At 75.5% G+C, this 18,485-nt stretch carries 20 protein-coding genes; 18 read left to right on the forward strand and 2 right to left on the reverse strand.

What is annotated here, in order from left to right:
- From folE to IR170_RS20265, 7 genes are all read left to right on the forward strand, one after another.
- On the forward strand, nucleotides 1-615 hold the full coding sequence (gene folE / locus IR170_RS07950; RefSeq protein WP_319804965.1) for a GTP cyclohydrolase I FolE: 615 nt from the start codon (nucleotides 1-3) through the stop codon (nucleotides 613-615).
- 124 nt (nucleotides 616-739) lie between these two features.
- The gene (gene folP, locus IR170_RS07955) at nucleotides 740-1,573 is read left to right on the forward strand and encodes a dihydropteroate synthase (RefSeq protein ID WP_193662121.1); all 834 of its coding nucleotides are present in this window, start codon (nucleotides 740-742) and stop codon (nucleotides 1,571-1,573) included.
- Entirely contained in the window at nucleotides 1,570-1,953 is a 384-nt protein-coding gene (gene folB, locus IR170_RS07960) for a dihydroneopterin aldolase (protein WP_056864883.1), read from the forward strand. The genes folP and folB overlap by 4 nt, the downstream gene beginning before the upstream one ends.
- Nucleotides 1,950-2,519 carry a 2-amino-4-hydroxy-6-hydroxymethyldihydropteridine diphosphokinase gene (folK, locus tag IR170_RS07965; protein ID WP_193661933.1) on the forward strand — a complete coding sequence of 190 codons (570 nt, stop codon included), beginning with the start codon at nucleotides 1,950-1,952 and terminating at the stop codon, nucleotides 2,517-2,519. Before folB ends, folK begins: the two co-directional genes overlap by 4 nt.
- Nucleotides 2,520-2,522: 3 nt before the next feature.
- A complete protein-coding gene (locus IR170_RS07970; RefSeq protein ID WP_193661934.1) occupies nucleotides 2,523-3,050 on the forward strand; it encodes a DUF3180 domain-containing protein in 528 nt (175 codons plus the stop codon).
- Between the two features lie 10 nt (nucleotides 3,051-3,060).
- The gene (locus IR170_RS07975; RefSeq protein WP_227488784.1) at nucleotides 3,061-3,792 is read left to right on the forward strand and encodes a hypothetical protein; all 732 of its coding nucleotides are present in this window, start codon (nucleotides 3,061-3,063) and stop codon (nucleotides 3,790-3,792) included.
- A 100-nt stretch (nucleotides 3,793-3,892) separates the two neighbouring features.
- Nucleotides 3,893-5,002, forward strand: coding sequence for a GNAT family N-acetyltransferase (locus tag IR170_RS20265; RefSeq protein WP_319804966.1), 1,110 nt, complete (start codon nucleotides 3,893-3,895; stop codon nucleotides 5,000-5,002).
- Nucleotides 5,003-5,052: 50 nt separating this feature from the next.
- On the opposite strand, the gene IR170_RS07985 is transcribed toward IR170_RS20265, so the two are convergent.
- A complete protein-coding gene (locus IR170_RS07985) occupies nucleotides 5,053-6,045 on the reverse strand; it encodes an ABC transporter ATP-binding protein (RefSeq protein WP_200919156.1) in 993 nt (330 codons plus the stop codon).
- A 3-nt stretch (nucleotides 6,046-6,048) separates the two neighbouring features.
- On the opposite strand from IR170_RS07985, the gene IR170_RS07990 reads away from it, so the two are divergent.
- The 3 genes from IR170_RS07990 (at nucleotide 6,049) to IR170_RS08000 (ending at nucleotide 8,624) form a co-directional block, all read left to right on the forward strand.
- Nucleotides 6,049-6,774 (forward strand): ABC transporter permease, encoded by a 726-nt coding sequence (locus tag IR170_RS07990; RefSeq protein ID WP_251532666.1) that lies wholly within the window; start codon nucleotides 6,049-6,051, stop codon nucleotides 6,772-6,774.
- The gene (locus tag IR170_RS07995; protein ID WP_193661935.1) at nucleotides 6,771-7,559 is read left to right on the forward strand and encodes an ABC transporter permease; all 789 of its coding nucleotides are present in this window, start codon (nucleotides 6,771-6,773) and stop codon (nucleotides 7,557-7,559) included. The genes IR170_RS07990 and IR170_RS07995 overlap by 4 nt, the downstream gene beginning before the upstream one ends.
- Before the next feature lie 84 nt (nucleotides 7,560-7,643).
- Nucleotides 7,644-8,624, forward strand: a complete 981-nt coding sequence (locus IR170_RS08000) for an ABC transporter substrate-binding protein (RefSeq protein WP_056864879.1) — start codon at nucleotides 7,644-7,646, stop codon at nucleotides 8,622-8,624.
- Nucleotides 8,625-8,907: 283 nt separating this feature from the next.
- Here the strand turns inward: IR170_RS08000 and IR170_RS19900 are convergent, their stop codons facing one another.
- Complete coding sequence (locus IR170_RS19900; protein ID WP_319804967.1) at nucleotides 8,908-10,032, reverse strand: glycosyltransferase family 2 protein; 1,125 nt, start codon at nucleotides 10,030-10,032, stop codon at nucleotides 8,908-8,910.
- 142 nt (nucleotides 10,033-10,174) lie between these two features.
- On the opposite strand from IR170_RS19900, the gene IR170_RS08010 reads away from it, so the two are divergent.
- The 8 genes from IR170_RS08010 (at nucleotide 10,175) to IR170_RS08045 (ending at nucleotide 18,458) form a co-directional block, all read left to right on the forward strand.
- Nucleotides 10,175-11,329 carry a sulfotransferase family protein gene (locus IR170_RS08010; RefSeq protein ID WP_319804968.1) on the forward strand — a complete coding sequence of 385 codons (1,155 nt, stop codon included), beginning with the start codon at nucleotides 10,175-10,177 and terminating at the stop codon, nucleotides 11,327-11,329.
- 10 nt (nucleotides 11,330-11,339) lie between these two features.
- A complete protein-coding gene (locus IR170_RS08015) occupies nucleotides 11,340-12,254 on the forward strand; it encodes a glycosyltransferase family protein (protein WP_193661936.1) in 915 nt (304 codons plus the stop codon).
- A gap of 192 nt (nucleotides 12,255-12,446) precedes the next feature.
- Nucleotides 12,447-13,457 carry a Rossmann-like and DUF2520 domain-containing protein gene (locus IR170_RS08020; RefSeq protein ID WP_193661937.1) on the forward strand — a complete coding sequence of 337 codons (1,011 nt, stop codon included), beginning with the start codon at nucleotides 12,447-12,449 and terminating at the stop codon, nucleotides 13,455-13,457.
- A complete protein-coding gene (gene panC, locus IR170_RS08025) occupies nucleotides 13,454-14,470 on the forward strand; it encodes a pantoate--beta-alanine ligase (protein ID WP_193661938.1) in 1,017 nt (338 codons plus the stop codon). Before IR170_RS08020 ends, panC begins: the two co-directional genes overlap by 4 nt.
- Nucleotides 14,470-14,889 carry an aspartate 1-decarboxylase gene (gene panD / locus IR170_RS08030; RefSeq protein WP_056864874.1) on the forward strand — a complete coding sequence of 140 codons (420 nt, stop codon included), beginning with the start codon at nucleotides 14,470-14,472 and terminating at the stop codon, nucleotides 14,887-14,889. Before panC ends, panD begins: the two co-directional genes overlap by 1 nt.
- 9 nt (nucleotides 14,890-14,898) lie before the next feature.
- Nucleotides 14,899-16,698, forward strand: a complete 1,800-nt coding sequence (locus tag IR170_RS08035; RefSeq protein WP_193661939.1) for an L-aspartate oxidase — start codon at nucleotides 14,899-14,901, stop codon at nucleotides 16,696-16,698.
- Nucleotides 16,695-17,645 carry a carboxylating nicotinate-nucleotide diphosphorylase gene (gene nadC, locus IR170_RS08040; protein ID WP_193661940.1) on the forward strand — a complete coding sequence of 317 codons (951 nt, stop codon included), beginning with the start codon at nucleotides 16,695-16,697 and terminating at the stop codon, nucleotides 17,643-17,645. Before IR170_RS08035 ends, nadC begins: the two co-directional genes overlap by 4 nt.
- A gap of 3 nt (nucleotides 17,646-17,648) precedes the next feature.
- Nucleotides 17,649-18,458, forward strand: a complete 810-nt coding sequence (locus IR170_RS08045; protein ID WP_193661941.1) for a type III pantothenate kinase — start codon at nucleotides 17,649-17,651, stop codon at nucleotides 18,456-18,458.
- The last annotated feature ends 27 nt before the right edge of the window (nucleotides 18,459-18,485 follow it).

Consider the following 18,485-nt stretch of genomic DNA (forward strand, 5'->3'; position numbering starts at 1 on the left):
GTGACCGACCGCATCAGCGCCCCCGAGCGCGCCCCCGAGGAGATCCCCGCCTTCGACCACGAGCGCGCCGAGGCCGCCGTGCGCGAGCTGCTCTGCGCGATCGGCGAGGACCCCGACCGCGAGGGCCTGCGCGAGACCCCGGCCCGCGTCGCCCGCGCCTACGCCGAGCTCACCGCCGGCCTGCGGATGACCCCGCAGGAGGTGCTCTCGACCACCTTCGACCTCGGCCACGACGAGATGGTCCTCGTGCGCGACATCGAGCTGTGGTCGATGTGCGAGCACCACCTCGTGCCCTTCACCGGGGTCGCACACGTCGGCTACATCCCGGCCGCGAGCGGCAAGATCACGGGACTGTCCAAGCTGGCGCGCCTGGTCGACGTCTACTCCAAGCGCCCGCAGGTGCAGGAGCGGCTCACCACCCAGGTCGCCGACGCGCTCATGGACATCCTGGAAGCCCGCGGCGTCATCGTCGTGATCGAGGCCGAGCACCTGTGCATGACCATGCGCGGGGTCAGGAAGCACGGCGCGCGCACCATCACCTCCGCCGTGCGCGGCATCATGCACAGCGGCCCCACCCGCGCCGAGGCGATGGCGCTGATCCGCGGCACCCACTGACGTGACCGGCGACCGCCCGGGCGGCGCTCCGGCCCCGCCGGCCGCTCCGGCCCCGCAGACCACGCCGGGGGCGACCTCCCCGGCGGCCGCGTCGCTGCGGCTGCCGCTCGACCGGCCCCGCGTCATGGGCGTCGTCAACGTCACCCCCGACTCCTTCTCCGACGGCGGGCGCTACGTCGAGCCCGCGGCCGCCGTCGCCCACGGGCGCCGGCTGCTGGCCGACGGCGCCGACGTCCTCGACATCGGCGGGGAGTCGACCCGCCCCGGCGCGACCCGGCCGCTGGTGGCCGAGGAACTGGCCCGGGTGGTGCCGGTGATCGCCGCGCTGGCCGCCGAGGGTGCCGTGGTCTCGGTCGACACCATGCGCGCCGAGGTCGCCGCAGCGGCGCTGGAGGCCGGCGCGGTGATCGTCAACGACGTCTCCGGCGGGCTGGCCGACCCCGAGATCCTGACCGTGACGGCGGCCGCGGGCGCGACGTACGTGGCGATGCACTGGCGCGCCCACGCCGACCACATGCGCGACTTCGCCGTCTACGACGGCCCCGGCGGGGTGGTGGCGGCGGTCTGCGAGGAGCTGGAGGAGCGGGTCGAGGCGATCCGCGCCGCCGGCGTGGCCGACGACCGGATCGTGCTCGACCCCGGGCTGGGCTTCGCCAAGCGCGGCGAGCACAACTGGGAGCTGCTGCGCGACCTTGACCCGGTGCTGGCGCTGGGCCACCCGGTGCTGGTGGGCGCGAGCCGCAAGTCCTTCCTGGGCGCCCTGCTGGCTGGCCCCGACGGCGCGCCGCGCGAGCCCGAGGGGCGCGAGCACGCCCACGCCGTGGTGCTCGCCCACCTCGCGGGGGCCGGTGCGTGGGGCGTGCGGGTCCACGACGTACGGTCGGCGCGCGACGCGCTGGCCGCGGCCCGGATGCTCCGGGCCCCCTCCGCGCAGCCCGACGACAGGAGTCCCGCATGAGCCCGCGCACGAGTGACGAGCTGGCCGTGCTCGGGGTGGAGTGCTGGGGCCACCACGGGGTCTTCGAGTTCGAGCGGCGCGAGGGCCAGACCTTCGTCATCGACCTCGTGCTGGGCCTCGACACCACCCCCGCGGCCGCCTCCGACGACTTGCACGACACCGTCGACTACGGGAGTCTCGTGGCCGACGTGAAGGCCGCCGTCGAGCGTGACCCGGTCGACCTGATCGAGACGCTCGCAGGACGCGTGGCCGACGTCTGCTTGAGGGATCACCGTGTTGAATGGGCGCGGGTGACGATCCACAAGCCGGATGCACCCATCGAGGCGACGTTCGCGGACGTCGCACTGACGATCACCCGAAGACGCGAGGACGCGACGTGACCGAAACCCCCAACCCGCACATCATCGACGCCGACACCCTCACCGGTGAGATGCGCCCGATCCGTCGCGCGGTGCTGGCCATCGGGTCCAACCTCGGGGAGCGCCTCGCCGCCCTCCAGGGCGCGGTCAACGCCATCGCCGACACCCCCGACGTGTGGGTCACCGGCGTCTCCCCGGTCTACGAGACCGAGCCCGTGGGCTGCCCCGAGGGGTCGGAGAAGTTCCTCAACGCCGTGGTGCTCATCGACACCACGCTGGCCGCCAACCGCCTCATGGACCGCGCGCTGGCCATCGAGGACGCCTTCGAGCGTGAGCGCACCGACGTGCCCAACTCCCCGCGCACCCTCGACGTCGACCTGGTCGTCGTCGGCGACCGTCGCAGCGACGAGCCGTCGCTGCGCCTGCCCCACCCGCGGGCCAAGGAGCGGGCCTTCGTGCTCAAGCCCTGGTTCGACCTCGAGCCCGACGCCACGCTGCCCGAGGCCGGCCCCATCGCCGAGCTGCTCACCGCGGTCGGCATGGACGGCGTCGCCCTGCGCGACGACCTCCACCTCGAGGTCGAGTGAGTCGTGGCCCCCGGGCCCGACCGCACCCCTGACCCCGGCGACGGACCGGAGCGTCCCTCCGGTGACCCGGAGGACCCCCGGCGGCTGAGGCCGACCTCGCCGGCGGCGCTGACCGCGACGGGCGTGGTCGCCCTCGTCGTGGGCTGGCTGCTGCGTCCGGTCCTCGAGGCGGTCTCGGGCTCGGCGCCGCAGATGTCGTGGGCCCAGCCCGCCACGCTGCTGGTCGTGGCCGCGGCCGTGGCCTGGACGGCCTGGGCCACGTGGCGCGCGCTCCAGGTGCGCCACGAGCGCATGGAGGCCCACCGGGCCGTCAACCGCCTCGCGCTCGGGCGCGCGAGCGCCTACGTCGGCGCCCTGGTCGGCGGGCTCTACGCCGGCTACGCCGTCAGCTGGCTGGGGCTGCGCGCCGAGCTCGCCGAGGCCCGGGCGATCCGCTCGGCCGTCGCCGCACTGGCCGGGGTGGTCATCCTGGTCGCAGGGCTGGTCCTGGAGCGCGCGTGTCGCGTCCGTGGCGACGACCCGTCGCCCTAGTCTGGTCGCCATGACCTCCCCCTCGGCCCCGTCCGTCACACCCGCCACGGAGCCGAGCACGGGACGCACCCCCTCGAGCAGCCCCACGAGCGCCCCTACGAGCACCCCGACGAGCACCCCGACGAGCGTGTCGGCCTCGCGGCGACGCCAGCGCAGCACCCGCCTGACGGTCGCCACCCTGCTGCTCGTGGTCGCGGCCGTGGTCGTGCTCGCCGCGGCCCTGTCCGGCTCGTGGGTCGCCGGCGTCGTCGCCGGGGTGAGCGCGGTCCTGCTGGGCGCGGCCGCCACCCGCATCACCTACTCCGAGCTGCTCCAGTCGCGTCGTGACGCCAACCGCGACCGCGCCGAGCAGGCCCAGGCCTACCGCCGCATGGCCGAGGAGCGCTCGGTGGAGCACGCCGCCCACGTCGCCGCGCAGGTCGGCGACGTCCGCTCCGAGCTCGGGGCCCGCCTCGCCGAGCGCGAGACCGCCCTCTCCGAGCTCGAGGCCGAGCTGGCCAAGCTCCAGAAGCACGACGCCGAGACCACCCGCCGCCTGCTCGCGGAGACCAAGCGCGCCCAGGAGCTCGAGCGCGAGGGCGCCCTCACCGCCCGCAGCCTCGACGCCGCCGAGGAGCGCGCCGCCGAGGCGATCGTGCGGATGGCCGAGCTCGAGGCCGAGATCGACGTGCTGCGCGCCGAGGTCGAGACCGTCACCGCCGCCTGGCGCAGCGCCGAGGCCACCCGCCGCCGCCGCGCGTGAGCCCAGCCTCCCGGCCCGGGCGGCCCGCGGGCCCCGCGGGTGCCGCGTCGCTCCACGGGGTGGTCCACCGCGGCCGCGGCGTACGGCAGGATGACTCCTCGTGATCCCCGAGGAGTCCCGGTTCGAAGAAGACCCCGTCGAGCTGGTCCCCGACCCTCCCGGTCTCCCGGCCGACTGGAGCGTCGACAGCCCCGACCCGGCCGACCGGGCCGAGGTCGAGCGGCTCACCACGCTGCTGCGGGCCCACGAGCGCCACGGCCGCGGCTGGGCCGGCGCCAGCGTCGACGACGTGCTCGTCGAGGTCTCCGAGCGCGGACTGCGCACGCGGCAGAACGTCGTGGTGCGCGACGCCGACGGGCTGATCCGTGCCTGGGGCAGCGTGCACGACCGCGCCGGCGGCCGGATGCTCTTCGTCCACGTCGTCGAGCGCGACCTGCCCGCCCGCACGGCCGACGCCTGCTCCGACGTGCTCGTCGAGTGGGCCGTGGGCCAGGCCCGTGCCGTCGGCGAGGCGCGCGGTCTCGAGGTGCAGCAGATCGACACCGGCGCCTTCGAGGGCGACGAGCGCCAGGCCCGCTGGCTCACCGAGGGCGGCTTCGCCAAGGTCCGCACCTGGTGGCAGATGAGCCGCCCGGTCACCGCCGAGGAGGCCTCGCTGGTGCCCGACCCCGCGCTGTGGGAGCGCAAGGGCGTGCGCTTCCGCCAGGTGCGACGCGCCGGCGGCGGCATGCCCGACGACGAGGACCTGCGCGACGTCCACGACGTCCTGGAGGAGGCCTTCCTCGACCACTTCAACTCGTGGGAGGAGACCTTCGACGAGTTCCTGCACCGGCTGCGCGAGGACCCCGGCCACCGCTGGGACCACTGGTGGCTGGCCGAGCTGCTCGACGGCGCCGACGACGGCGCCGCACCCCAGGCGGTCGGTGCGCTGGTCGGCACGGTCTCGGAGAGCGCCGACGGGCCCGACGGGTCCTACGTCTCCTACATCGGCGTGCGGGAGGCGGCGCGCGGCCGCGGGGTGGCCAAGGGCCTGCTGCGCACGATCATCGCCGACGCCGCCGGCCGCGACCGCGACCGCGTGGGCCTCGAGGTCGACGCCGACTCCTCCACCGGCGCCGACGGGCTCTACACCTCGATGGGCTGGGTGACGACGTACGTCACCGAGTCCTGGCACCGCGACGTGCCGGTGGCCCCCGCCGACCAGGCCTGAGGGCCCGGCCGGGCCGCGAGGGCCCCCGTCCGCGGGGACGGGGCCGTGCCTCAGCCCAGTGAGGCGCGCAGGGCGCGGTGCACGCCGTTGGGCGTGAGCACGCCGACGAAGCGCGCGCCGTCCTTGACCCCGACCATGCCCTTGTCGTCGCGCAGCAGCACGGCCAGCGCCTCCTCCAGGGTGGCGCCGACGTCGACCGCCGCGCCCAGCTGACCGGCGCTGACACCGTCGAGGGGCTCGAGGTGGGCGGGGTCGATCGGGGTGACGGTGAGTCGGCGCAGCCCGCGGGTCGAGCCCACGAAGTCGGCCACGAAGTCGTCGGCGGGGCGGCCGAGGAGCTCCGCGGGGGTGGCGTACTGCGCCAGGCGGCCGCCGGTGGCGAAGACCGCGACGCGGTCGCCCATGCGCACGGCCTCGTCGATGTCGTGGGTGACCAGCACGACGGTCTTGCCCAGGTCGCGCTGCAGGCGCAGGAACTCGTCCTGGAGCCTGACCCGCACGACAGGGTCGACGGCGCCGAAGGGCTCGTCCATGAGCAGCACCGGCGGGTCGGCGGCCAGCGCGCGGGCCACGCCCACACGCTGGCGCTGGCCGCCGGAGAGCTGGTGGGGGTAGCGGTCGCCGTAGGTCGACGGGTCGAGCCCGACGAGGTCCATGAGCTCCTCGGCGCGGCGGCGGGCGGTCGCCTTGGACTCGCCGTAGAGCAGCGGCACGGTCATCACGTTGGTGACGATGCGCTGGTGCGGGAAGAGGCCCACCTGCTGGATGACGTAGCCGATGCCGCGGCGCAGCTCGACGGGGTCGACGCCCGTGACGTCGGCGCCGTCGATCTCGATGCGCCCGGTGGTCGGCTCGATGAGCCGGTTGACCATCTTCAGCGTCGTCGACTTGCCGCAGCCCGACGGGCCGACCAGGCAGACCAGCTCGCCGCGTCCGACCTCGAGGTCGAGCTCGTGGACCGCCACGGTGCCGTCGGGGTAGGTCTTGCCCACGCCCGAGAGCCGGATCATCGGCTGGCTCGCGGGGGAGCCGGTAGGTTCCATGCGGTGACCCTACTCGTGCAGGCCGCGGCGCTGGTCGTGCCGACCGCCGACGCCGGGCCGTCCTGCTACAGCCGTCTGACCAACGAGTGGTTCTGCTGGCAGTACGTCACCGACCGGCAGTCCGAGATCGTCGACGCCACCGTGGAGCACGTGTGGATCACCGTGGCCGCCGTGCTGGCGGGCCTGCTGATCTCCTTCCCGCTGGCCGTGCTCGCCCGGCGCCTGCCCCGGCTGGAGTCGACCATCCTCGCGGTCTCGACCGGCATCTACACCGTGCCGTCGCTGGCCCTGCTCCCGCTGCTGGTGCCCTTCACGGGCCTCTCGCCCACGACGGTGGTCATCGGGCTGGCGCTCTACGCGCTGACCATCCTCGTGCGCGCCTTCCTCGAGGGGCTGCGCTCGGTGCCCGACGAGGTCCGTGAGTCGGCCACCGGCCTGGGCTACGGCCCGGGCCGCCTGCTGCTGCGCGTGGAGCTGCCGCTGGCGCTGCCGGTCGTCATGGCCGGGCTGCGCGTGGCCACCGTCTCCACGGTCGCGCTCACCACGGTCGGCTCCCTGGTCTCCTACGGCGGCCTGGGCAACCTCATCAAGGACGGCGTGCTGACCGACTTCCGCGCCGAGCTGCTCACCGCGGCGGTGCTGTGCGTCGTGCTCGCGATCGTCCTCGACGTGCTGCTCGTGGCGACCCAGCGGGTGCTGACGCCCTGGACCCGGGGGGTGCGGGCATGAGGGTGCTCCAGGACGCGTGGGCCTACCTCACGACCGCTGGGAGCTGGACCGGCGACGGCGGCATGCTCGAGCTGCTGCTCCAGCAGCTGCTCCTCACCGTCACCGCCCTCGGGCTGGCCGCCGCCCTCGGGCTCCCCGTGGCGCTGTGGCTGGGCCACCTGGGCCGGGGCGGCTTCCTGGCCATCAACATCTCCAACATCGGTCGGGCCGTGCCGACCTTCGCCCTCCTCGCGCTCCTCGTCACCGCCGACGCCTGGGGCTGGACCCAGGGCTGGTTCCCCGGGGTGCGCGAGGCGGGGCCCTACGGCCGCGCCGGCCTCGCGACGCTGGTCGCGCTGACCCTCTTCGCCCTGCCCCCGATCATCACCAACGCCTACGTCGCCGTGCGCGAGGTGCCCGCCGACGTGCGCCAGGCCGCCGACGGCATGGGCATGACGGGGCTGCAGAAGTTCCGCCGCGTCGAGCTGCCCCTGGCCACGCCGCTGGTGGTCTCCGGGCTGCGCCTGGCCCTGGTGCAGGTGTGGGCCACCGCCACCATCGCCGCGCTCGTGGCCGGGCCCGGGCTGGGCCGGGTCATCACCGACGGCTTCGTGCGCAACCAGTACGGCCAGGGCATCGCCGGCGCGGTGGTCGTGGCCGTGGTCGCGCTGCTGCTCGAGCTGGTCGCCGCCCTCGCGCAGCGCCTCGCCACCCCTCCCGGGTCGCCGGGTGCGCGTCCCACGGGTCGGCCTCGCCGGTCCGGGGGAGCCCCGGCGTCGGTCGCGGCGCCTACAGTCTCCTCCTAGCCGACGCCGTCGGCCCCTGACGCGGGTCCGCCCGCCGACCGGACACGCGCGGGCGCCGCCCGCGGGACACAGAAGGTGCACCCCATGAAGCTGCGACGTTCCCTGGCCGCGGTGCTCTCCGCCGGCACCCTGCTGGCCGCGAGCGCCTGTGCCGGCGACGAGCTCGACGACACGGCCTCCGACGACGCCTCCTCGTCGTCGTCCCCCTCGGAGTCCACGGGCTCCGAGCCCGCCGCCGGTGGCGGCCCCGTCACCATCGCGAGCCAGAACTTCCCCGAGGCGGCCCTGGTCGCCTCGATGTACGAGCAGCTGCTCGCCGACGCGGGCTACGAGCCCACCGTCAACCTCGTCGACGCCCGCGACGCCTACCTCGGCACCTTCCCCGGTGACGTCGACGTCGTCCCGGAGTACGTCGGCGGCATCGTCAACGCCCTCAACGCCCGGGAGAACGGCGACGACGCCGAGCCCTTCGAGACCGGTGACGGCGAGGAGCTGAAGGCCGACGGCGCCGACCTGCTCGAGGCCGCCGGCATCACCCTGCTCGACGTCTCGCCCGCCACCGACACCAACGCGTTCTTCGTGACCCAGGACTACGCCGAGGAGAACGACGTCGACGAGCTCTCCGACCTCGAGGGCGAGTCGGTCGTGCTGGCCGCGGCCCCCGACTGCGAGGGACGCCTCGACTGCGAGGGCGGCCTGGTCGACGAGTACGGCATCGACGTCACCGAGGTGCTGCCCCTGGGCTACGCCAGCGACCAGACCTACCAGTCGGTCCTCGACGGCGAGTCGGAGCTCGGCGAGACCAGCACCACCGACGGCACGCTGGAGTCCCTCGGGCTCGTCGTGCTCGAGGACGACCAGGAGATCCAGCCCGCCCAGAACCTCGTGCCGGCCGTCTCCGACGAGTTCCTCGACGCCAACCCGGGCGTCGCCGACGTGCTCAACCCGCTCATGGCCGCGCTGACCACCGAGAAGCTCACCGAGCTCAACGGCCGGATCTCGGTCGACCGCGAGCAGACCGAGGACGTCGCCCTCGACTTCCTGCAGTCCGAGGGCCTGCTCTGACGCACGCCCCCTGGGGCACCACCGGTCCCACCAGCACCACCCGGGCCGTCCGACCCCGCCACCCGCGGCACCTGTCGGCCCAGACCCGCACCTGTCGGCCCGCGCGTGGGCCGACAGGTGCGGGTTTCACCGGTCAGCCGGTGAAACCCGCGGGCACGCCGTACGCCCCGCCGCCCGCGGCACCTGTCGGCCCGGACCCGCACTGGTCGGCCCGTGCGTGGGCCGACAGGTGCGGGTTTCACCAGCCGGCTGGTGAAACCCGCCGCCGCGCCGATCGACCGCCTCAGACCTCGTTCGCCCGCAGGGCGACGGCGGCGGGGTCGAGGGTGGCGGGGTCGAGGACGGGCAGCGCGAGCCGCGCCCCGTCGGGGCCGGAGGTGCGGGGGGCGGGGCCGGGGTGCTCGGCCATCCACGCCATGACCGCCGCGGCGTCCTCGCGCCGGCCCTGCTCCACGAGCCACCCGGTCAGCCGGTGCACCGGCGGCAGGCCGGAGGCGGTCAGCGACGTGGGCCCGCGGCCGCCGGGGGCTCCCGCCCCCCACAGCGAGAGCACGCCGGAGCGCAGCAGCTCCCACCACGCGTCGTCGCAGCCGGGGATCTCGGTGAAGTAGCGGTGCAGGTCGCCGGCCAGCACGCGGTCGCGCATGACGTCGACCACCTCGCCCCCCGTCGCGGCCGGGGCGCCGGCCGCCCACTGCTCGACGCTGCGCAGCGAGTCGCGCTTGGTCGACCAGCGGTCGGTGAGGTCGGCCAGCGAGGAGCGCTGCTGGGTGATGGAGCTGCCGTCGGTGCGGATGCGCCAGTGGTAGACCACCTCGGGCAGCACGCTGATGCGCCGCGCGGCGAGGTAGGCCCGGGTCAGCGTGGGCTGGTCCTCGTAGCGCACCCCCTCGGGCCAGGTGAGGCCCGCGGTGTCCCAGAAGGCCCGTGACCAGAGCTTGTTCCAGGCGAAGACGTCGCCCATCAGCTCGGGCAGCTCCGCGATCCCGAGGGCGCGGCGCTCGCGGTGCAGCCGGCGCATCCAGGGCGGCTCGGTGAGCCGGCCGTCCTCCCAGCGCGCCACCGAGCCGGTGACCAGGTCGCTGTCGTCGCGCCGCAGGGCCTCGAGCATGGTGGCGTAGGCGTCGGGCGGCACGACGTCGTCGGAGTCGGCGAAGGCCAGCAGCGCGCCGGTGGCGTGGGCCAGGCCGGCGTTGCGGGCGGCGCCGAGGCCCTTGTTGGCCTGGTGCACGACGCGCACGCGGGCGTCCTGCTCGGCGTAGGCGTCGGCGACGGCGCCCGACCCGTCGGTGGAGCCGTCGTCGACGACGACCACCTCGAGCGCGCGGTGGCTCTGGGCCAGGACGCTGTCGAGGCAGGCGGGCAGGTAGGCGGCGACGTCGTGCACGGGCACGACCACGCTGATCACGGGACCGTCGGCCGGACCCTGGGCCGGACCCTCGGCCGGACCGTCTGCGGGACCGTCCGCAGGCCCGCGTCGGGGATCGCGTCGGCGCAGCCTCACGCGCCCACCGTAGTGGCGGGCCCGATCGGCAGTAGGCTCCCCTCCCGTGACCGCCCTGCCTGACGCCACCGTGCCGCCCACCCCGGACCCCGCCGACCACCCGCGCAAGGTGCTCTTCGTCGCGGGCGCGGGCCGCAGCGGCACGAGCACGATGGCCGGCCTGATGCAGATCCTCGGCCTGCACGTGCCCAAGCCGGAGGTCGTGCCCGACGAGACCAACCCCAAGGGCTTCGGTGAGCCGGCCTGGGCCGTCGAGCACCACACCCGCCTGCTGCGCGAGGCGGTCGTGCAGGTCAGCGACTCGCGACCCGACGCGTGGTTCGAGACCGGCCGCATCTCCACCCGCGAGCCCGAGCGGATCCGCACCGCCCAGTGGCTGGAGTCGCACTTCGAGGTGGCCAGCGAGCTCGTGGTCAAGGACCCCCGGCTGAGCTGGTTCCTGTCGCTGTGGCGGGTCGCGGCGATCCGCAGCGGCGCCACCCCGGTCTTCGCCACCATGCTCCGCCCGCCCGCGGAGGTGGTGGGGAGCAAGCAGAAGTACTACGCCAACCGGCTCGGCTCGGCCCACCTGGCCAGCTCCTGGCTCAACATGCTGCTCCACACCGAGCGCGCCACCCGCGAGTCCGTCGCCGACGGCGGTCGCGTCTTCGTGCGCTACTCCGACCTGCTCGACGACTGGACCCGCGAGACGATGCGCGTGGGCGAGCAGCTGCAGCTCCAGCACGTCCTGCACGCCACCAGCGAGCAGATCCGCGACGGCCACCGCTTCGTCGACCCCGGCCTGCGCCGCGTCACCCAGACCCTCGACGACCTCGCCCTGCCCCCGCGCCTGCACGAGCTCACCGCCGAGACCTGGTCGGAGCTCAACAAGCTCGCCGAGCCCGGCGGCGACCAGCCGGCCGTGCACGAGGCCCTCGACCAGCTGCGCCAGGGCTACACCGACCTGTACGCCGAGGCCGAGGCGATCAGCCGCTCCTCGGTCGTCGCCACGGAGCACCGGATGCGCCAGGGCGGTCGCGGCCCCGGTGGCGGCCAGGCCGGCCCCGGCGGCCAGGGCGGCCCCGGCGGCCCGAAGCCGGGCGACGCGCCGGCCCCCGACGCCCCGGTGCGCGCCGCCGACCGGGTGCCCCACGGCCTGCGGGCGATGGTGCCGGCCCCGGTGCGCCGCGGGCTGCGCAAGGCCGCCGGCCGCGAGCGCTGAGGACCCCGCCGTGAACGCCATCCGCCACCCCGACGGCCTGCGCAACCTCGAGGGCCACGCCGACTTCGACATCACCTGGCCCTGGCACCGCCCCGACGGCCTGCGGGCCGGCTCCACCGCCGTGCTGCGCGTCAAGGACGAGGCCCGCGCCCTGCCCTTCGTGCTCCCGCCGCTGCTGCGTGCCTGCGACGAGGTGCTCGTGGTCGACAACGGGTCGACCGACGGATCCCCGGAGGTGGCCGCCGCGACCGCCGAGCGGGCCGGGCTGGGTCACCGGCTGCGCCAGGCGACGTACCCCTTCGCGGTCGCGCGCGCGGGCGCCGAGCACCTCGCCACCCACGAGCTCTCGGTGCACTCGCTGTCGTACTTCTACAACTGGTGCTTCGCCCAGGTCGCCACGCGCTACTCCTGGAAGTGGGACGGCGACATGGTCCTCACCACCGAGGGCGAGGTCTCGCTCGGCGACCTCGCCTGGCAGGTCGGCGACGTGCAGTCGATCATCCGCGTGCCGCGCCACGGGCTCTACCTCGACAGCGACTCCCACGGCTACCTCGACCTCGGCCTGCGCAACGCCGAGGAGTGGGGCTACCCCGTCGGTCCCGACTTCGTCTTCACCAAGGCCTTCGAGTGGGAGATCCGCTCGACCCCGGAGCAGTGCCGCTCGATCGGGCTGCCCCACGGGCTGTGCGTGGAGCTGAAGTTCCTCGACTCCGACGAGTTCGCCCACTGGACCGACCCCGAATCCTTCGCCACCAGCTTCCGCAACAAGCGCAAGCGTCGCGAGTGGGCGGTCTTCCAGTCGCTGCGCCAGGGCGTCGTGCCCGACGGAGTGCACGAGATCACCGCTCCCGAGGGCGTCCACATCGTCGACCACGTCACGCAGACCTGGCTGCCGCGCGCGCCGCGCCCGCTCCAGGTCGGCTGAGACCCGCGCGCACGGCCTGTCGGCCAGGTCACACCCGATCGCCTTACCCCGCGAGGGCGGTCGGCGTAGATTCGTGGTGCATCTGACGAGCTCACCGTTCGGTACCCACCCCGGCCTCCCGACCCGCAGCCAGCACGACCGGCAGCGTGGCGACGGAGGTGGTCGGAGGGACTGAAACGAAAGGTCACGGTCATGGTCACACCCGCGCACAGCCCTGCCCCCGGTCCCGACCCCACCCCGGTCGCCCCCGCACCCCGGCACCCCGCCGCGTCCACCACCGCCCCCCTCCGCATCGGCGTCGTCGGCGCCGGCCGGGTCGGTGCCGTGCTCGCCGCGCGGCTGCGCTCCGCCGGCCACGAGGTCGTCGCCGCCGCGGGGGAGTCGCCCGCCTCGCTCGAGCGCATCGCCACGCTGCTGCCCGGCGTCGCCGGCGCCAAGCCCACCGCGGTCGCCCGCGCCTGCGACGTCCTGCTGCTCACGGTGCCTGACGACATGCTCGACAACGTCGTCTCCATGCTCGCCGCCAGCGGCGCCCTGCGCCCGGGCCAGCACGTCGTGCACACCTCCGGCCGCCACGGGCTCGCGGTGCTCGCCCCCGCCGAGCGCGTCGGCGCCCGCGTGCTCGCGCTGCACCCCGCGATGACCTTCACCGGCACCGCCGTCGACCTCGAGCGGCTCTCCGGCTGCGTCCTCGGCGTGACCGCCGCGCCGGCCGAGCGCGCGATGGCCGAGCGCCTCGCCGCCGGTCTGGGCGGGCGGCTGATGAGCGTGCCCGAGGAGATGCGCACGCTCTACCACGCGGGCCTTGCCCACGGCGCCAACCACCTGGTGACGCTGGTCAGCGAGGCCATGGAGATGCTGGCCGCGGCCGGCGCCGACGACCCCGCCGGCACGCTGCGCCCGCTGCTCACCGCGGCGCTCGACAACGCCCTCGACCGGGGCGACGCCGCGCTCACCGGCCCGATCGTGCGCGGCGACGTCGGCACGGTGCAGGCCCACCTCGAGGACCTCGCCGCCAACGCCGCCCACACGCTCCCGTCGTACGTCGCGATGGCGCGCGCCACCCTCGACCGCGCGGTGGCCGACGCTCGCCTGCTGCCGCTGCGGGCCGTGAAGATCACCCGCGCGCTCGACGCGGCCCTCGCCGGGGCGCCGCACGCCGAGCCGGCTCCACGCCGCCACCGCGCCGGGGACCCCCGGTGACCGCGCCCGGCACGACGACCGGCACCACCGCGACCACCACCGCGACCAGCACCGCGACCAGCGCCCGGCCCGGTCCCCCGACCGGGTCCGGGCCCGTCCTGGCCCGCGACCGCGCCGAGCTCGCCGCGGCGCTCGCCGGGGTGCGGGCGGCGGGGGAGCCGGTGGCGTTCGTGCCGACCATGGGCGCCCTGCACGAGGGCCACGCCAGCCTGGCCCGGCTCGCGCGCGAGCACGCCGGGGCCCGGGGGGCGGTGGTCGCCTCGGTCTTCGTCAACCCGCTGCAGTTCGCGCCGGGCGAGGACCTCGACCGCTACCCCCGCACGCTCGAGGCCGACCTCGAGGTCTGCGCCCGCGAGGGCGTCGACGTGGTCTTCGCCCCGTCGGCGGAGGAGATGTACCCCGGCTGGCCGCAGGTCCGCGAGCCGCAGGTGACGGTCGAGCCCGGCCCGCTGGGCTCGGTGCTCGAGGGCCGGACCCGTCCGGGCCACTTCCGCGGCGTGCTCACCGTGGTGGCCAAGCTGCTCGGCCTGGTGCGTCCCGACGTCGCCGTCTTCGGCGAGAAGGACTACCAGCAGCTCACGCTCGTACGCCGGATGGTGGCCGACCTGTGCCTCGGCGTGGACGTGGTCGGCGCCCCGACCCGGCGCGACGACGACGGCCTGGCCCTCTCCAGCCGCAACCGCTTCCTCGAGCCCGACCACAGGCGCGCCGCCCTCGCCCTGAGCCGCGCCCTGCGGGCCGCGCAGGACGCGGCGGCGTCGACCGACCCGGCGCAGGCGGCCCCCGCCGCCCTGGCCGCCGCCCGCGCGGAGGTCGACGCCGAGCCCGGCCTCGACCTGGACTACCTCGTGCTCACCGACCCCGACCTGGCCGACCCGCCCGCGCAGCCGGAGCCGGGCGCCCCCGCCCGCGTGCTGGTCGCCGCCCGCGTCGGCACCACCCGCCTCATCGACAACCTCCCCCTCGCCCTCGGGCCGACCGGCCCGGGCCACCAGACCGCAGGAGCCTCCTGATGCTGCGCACCATGATGACCAGCAAGATCCACCGCGCGACCGTGACGCAGGCCGACCTGCACTACGTCGGCTCGGTCACCGTCGACGAGGACCTCCTCGACGCCGCCGACCTGCTGCCCGGCGAGCTGGTCCACATCGTCGACATCACCAACGGCGCGCGCCTGGAGACCTACACCATCGCCGGCGAGCGCGGCTCGGGCGTGCTCGGCATCAACGGCGCCGCGGCCCGGCTCGTGCACCCCGGCGACCTGGTCATCCTCATCGCCTACGGCCAGATGGAGACCGCCGAGGCCCGCACCCACCGGCCCCACGTGGTCTTCGTCGACGCCGACAACAAGATCCTGGCCACCGGCTTCGACCCGGCCGAGGCCGTCGCGGGCTCCGGTCTGGTCCGCGGCGACACCGTGGCCGGGCGCTAGCCTTCGACGATGCCCGACGCGCCCGCCCGACCCGCAGCCCAGCCCGGCGCCCAGCCCGGCGCCCAGCCCGGTGGTCTGCCCGGCCGCCTCGCCGCCCCCGCCCCGGGGTGGACGACGCGGGCCGACGTGGTGGTCATCGGCTCCGGCATCGCGGGCCTGACCGCCGCGCTGCGGCTCAAGGACCGGGTCGAGAAGGTCCTGGTCGTCACCAAGGACGTGCTCGCCGCGGGCTCGACGCAGTGGGCCCAGGGCGGCATCGCCGCGGCCCTCGGCCCGGGCGACACCCCCGCCGAGCACGAGATCGACACCCTGGTCGCCGGGGCGGGCGCCTGCGACGCCGAGGCCGTGCGCGCGCTGGTGACCGAGGGGCCGGAGGCCGTGCGCGAGCTGATCGCGCTGGGCGCGCAGTTCGACCACGCCCCCGACGGCGAGCTGTCGCTGACCCGCGAGGGCGGTCACCACCGCGACCGCATCGCCCACGCGGGCGGCGACGCGACCGGTGCGGAGATCCAGCGGGCGCTGATCGCCGCGGTCGCGCGGGCCCCGGAGATCGAGGTGGTCGAGCACGCGCTGGCCGTCGACCTGCTGCTCGACGGGCCCGTCGGCAGCGGCGGCGTGGCGGGCGTCACGCTGCACGTGATGGGCGAGGGCCAGCGTGACGGCGTGGGTGCCGTGCGCTGCCGCGCGGTGGTGCTGGCCAGCGGCGGCCTGGGCCAGGTCTTCTCCCAGACCACCAACCCGGCGGTCTCCACCGGCGACGGCACCGCCCTGGCCCTGCGAGCCGGGGCCCGGCTGCGCGACCTGGAGTTCGTGCAGTTCCACCCCACCGTCATGTACCTCGGGCCGCACTCGCTGGGCCAGCAGCCGCTCATCTCCGAGGCCGTGCGCGGCGAGGGCGCCGTGCTCGTCGACGGCGCGCCCGAGGACGGCGGCACGGCCTTCATGCGCGGCGTGCACGAGCTGGCCGACCTCGCCCCGCGCGACGTCGTGGCCAAGGCCATCACGCGCCGCATGCACGAGACCGGCCGCGCCCACATGTGGCTCGACGCCCGCCACCTCGGCGAGGACCCCGACGACCCGGCCGCCGTCGCCCGCTTCTGGGAGCGCCGCTTCCCGACCATCCTGGCCACCGCCCGCTCCCACGGCGTCGACCCCGTCACCGACCTGATCCCGGTCGCCCCGGCCTGCCACTACGCCTCGGGCGGCGTCGCCACCGACCTGTGGGGCCGCACCGACGTGCCGGGCCTCTACGCCACCGGCGAGGTCGCCTGCTCCGGCGTGCACGGCGCCAACCGCCTGGCCTCCAACTCCCTGCTCGAGGGCCTCGTCTTCTCCCGCCGCATCGCCTCGGTGCTGCCCGGTGAGCTGCGCGGCTGGAGCGAGCCGCTCGACCCCGCCGACGACGGCCGCGCCCCCGGCCTGGTCGACGCCGCCGTGCGACCCCGCCTGCAGGAGACGATGACCGCCCGTGCCGGGGTGCTGCGCAGCGCCGCCGGCCTCACCGCCGCCGCCGAGGAGGTGGCCGCCCTGGCCGCCGAGCCGGCGACCGCCGTCGACGTCGCGGCCTGGGAGACCACCAACCTGGTCACCCTCAGCACGGCGCTGGCCGGGGCGGCGCTGCTGCGCGAGGAGACCCGCGGCTCGCACTGGCGCGAGGACTTCCCCGAGCGCGACGACGCCCGCTGGGCCGGCCACGTCGACGCCACCCTGCGCGAGGGCGTGCTCGCCCTGCGCCACGTGCCGGCCCCCGCCACCGACCCCGCGGCGGGTCCCACCCCCGCACCCGTGACCACCGGAGGACCGCGATGAGCAGCCACGAGACCGCGACCCGACCCGGCACCCTCCCGGGCCTCACGCCGTACGACGAGCTGCCGGGGCCGCTCCTGGCCGAGCTGGCCGAGGCGGGTCTCGACCCGCGTGCGGTGCACGACGCGGTCGTCGCGGCGCTGGCCGAGGACCTGCCCGGCGGCGTGGCCGCGGGCGACGTCACCTCGACGGCCACCATCCCCGCCGAGGCCCGCGGCGAGGGCGACTTCGGGGCACGCCACGCCGGCGTGGTCGCCGGCCTCGGCATCGCCGAGCTGGTCTTCCGTCTCGTCCTCGGCGACGCCGTCGAGGTCACCCGTCGCGTGCCCGACGGCACCCGGGTCGCCCCCGGCGACGTCGTGATGAGCGTGGCCGGCCCGACCCGCGGCCTGCTCACCGCCGAGCGCACGGCGCTCAACTACGCCAGCCACCTCTCCGGCGTCGCCACCGCCACCGCGGCGTGGGTCGACGCCCTCGAGGGCACCCGCGCCCGCGTGCTCGACACCCGCAAGACGCTGCCGACCTACCGCGCCCTGCAGAAGTACGCCGTGCGCTGCGGCGGCGGGGTCAACCACCGCATGTCGCTCACCGACATGGCGATGGTCAAGGACAACCACGTCGTGGCCGCCGGCGGCGTCGTGCCGGCCTACCGCGCCGTGCGCGAGGCGCACCCCGACCTGCGCGTCGAGGTCGAGGTCACCGACCTCGACCAGCTGCGCGAGCTGCTGGAGGCCGGCTGCCGCGAGATCCTGCTCGACAACATGGACGACGCCACGATGGCCGAGGCCGTCCGGCTCACCGCCGGCCGCGCCACCCTCGAGGCCTCCGGCGGGCTGACCCTCGCCCGCGCCCGCGCGGTCGCCGAGACCGGCGTCGACTTCATCTCCTCCGGCGCGCTGACCCACTCGGTCGCGGTCTTCGACCTCGGGCTCGACCTCCGGGACGTCTGAGCCGTGAGCCTGCTGTGCGCCGACATCGGCAACAGCCACACCGTCCTGGGGCTGCTCGACCCGGCGGTCGAGCCCGGCGCCCCCGGGCAGGTCCTGGCCGACTGGCGCGTCGGCACCGACGCCCGCCGCACCGCCGACGAGTGGGCGGTGCTGCTGCGCGGCCTCCTGGCCGGCGCTCCCGGCGGCCCTGCCGCCGACACCGTCTCCGGCGTCGCGGTCTGCGCCACCGTGCCGACGGTGCTGCACGAGTGGCGCGACATGCTCGCCCGGCACTTCCCCGACGTGCCCCACGTCGTCGTGGAGCCCGGGGTCCGCACCGGCGTGCCGGTGCTCACCGACAACCCGCGCGAGGTGGGCTCCGACCGCATCGTCAACGCCCTGGCCGCCGCCACCCTCCACGGCGGCCCCGCCATCGTGGTCGACTTCGGCGGCACGGCCACGACCTTCGACGTGGTCAGTGCCCGCGGTCAGTACGTCGGCGGCGCCATCTCGCCCGGCATCGAGATATCCCTCGAGGCGCTCGGGCGACGCGGCGCCCAGCTGCGCACCGTCGAATTGCTCAGGCCCCGCTCGGTGATCGCCAAGAACACCGTCGAGGCGCTGCAGTCGGGCATGCTCTTCGGGGTCGCGGCCAGCGTCGAGGGAATCGTGAGCCGCATGGTCTCCGAGCTCGGCGCCGAGAACGACACGGTCACCGTCGTGGCGACCGGATATCTCTCCGACCTCGTCCTGGCCGAATGCTCCTGCTTCACCCACCACGACCCGTGGCTCACCCTGCGGGGCCTGGCCCTGGTGCACGCGCGCAATTGCTGATCGTCCTCGAGGTCGTCGCGGGACCTT

This window comes from Nocardioides kribbensis, assembly GCF_015070375.1.
GTDB lineage: Bacteria > Actinomycetota > Actinomycetes > Propionibacteriales > Nocardioidaceae > Nocardioides > Nocardioides kribbensis.

What these genes read in the sequence shown, in the direction of transcription:
- nadC (WP_193661940.1), top strand. Translation starts at nt 16,695, where the DNA reads ATGAGCAGCCACGAGACCGCGACCCGACCCGGCACCCTCCCGGGCCTC.
- folB (WP_056864883.1), top strand. Translation starts at nt 1,570, where the DNA reads ATGAGCCCGCGCACGAGTGACGAGCTGGCCGTGCTCGGGGTGGAGTGC.
- IR170_RS07995 (WP_193661935.1), top strand. Translation starts at nt 6,771, where the DNA reads ATGAGGGTGCTCCAGGACGCGTGGGCCTACCTCACGACCGCTGGGAGC.
- IR170_RS08020 (WP_193661937.1), top strand. Translation starts at nt 12,447, where the DNA reads ATGGTCACACCCGCGCACAGCCCTGCCCCCGGTCCCGACCCCACCCCG.
- IR170_RS08035 (WP_193661939.1), top strand. Translation starts at nt 14,899, where the DNA reads ATGCCCGACGCGCCCGCCCGACCCGCAGCCCAGCCCGGCGCCCAGCCC.
- folP (WP_193662121.1), top strand. Translation starts at nt 740, where the DNA reads ATGGGCGTCGTCAACGTCACCCCCGACTCCTTCTCCGACGGCGGGCGC.
- panD (WP_056864874.1), top strand. Translation starts at nt 14,470, where the DNA reads ATGCTGCGCACCATGATGACCAGCAAGATCCACCGCGCGACCGTGACG.
- IR170_RS07975 (WP_227488784.1), top strand. Translation starts at nt 3,061, where the DNA reads ATGACCTCCCCCTCGGCCCCGTCCGTCACACCCGCCACGGAGCCGAGC.
- IR170_RS08000 (WP_056864879.1), top strand. Translation starts at nt 7,644, where the DNA reads ATGAAGCTGCGACGTTCCCTGGCCGCGGTGCTCTCCGCCGGCACCCTG.
- IR170_RS07985 (WP_200919156.1), bottom strand. Translation starts at nt 6,045, where the DNA reads ATGGAACCTACCGGCTCCCCCGCGAGCCAGCCGATGATCCGGCTCTCG.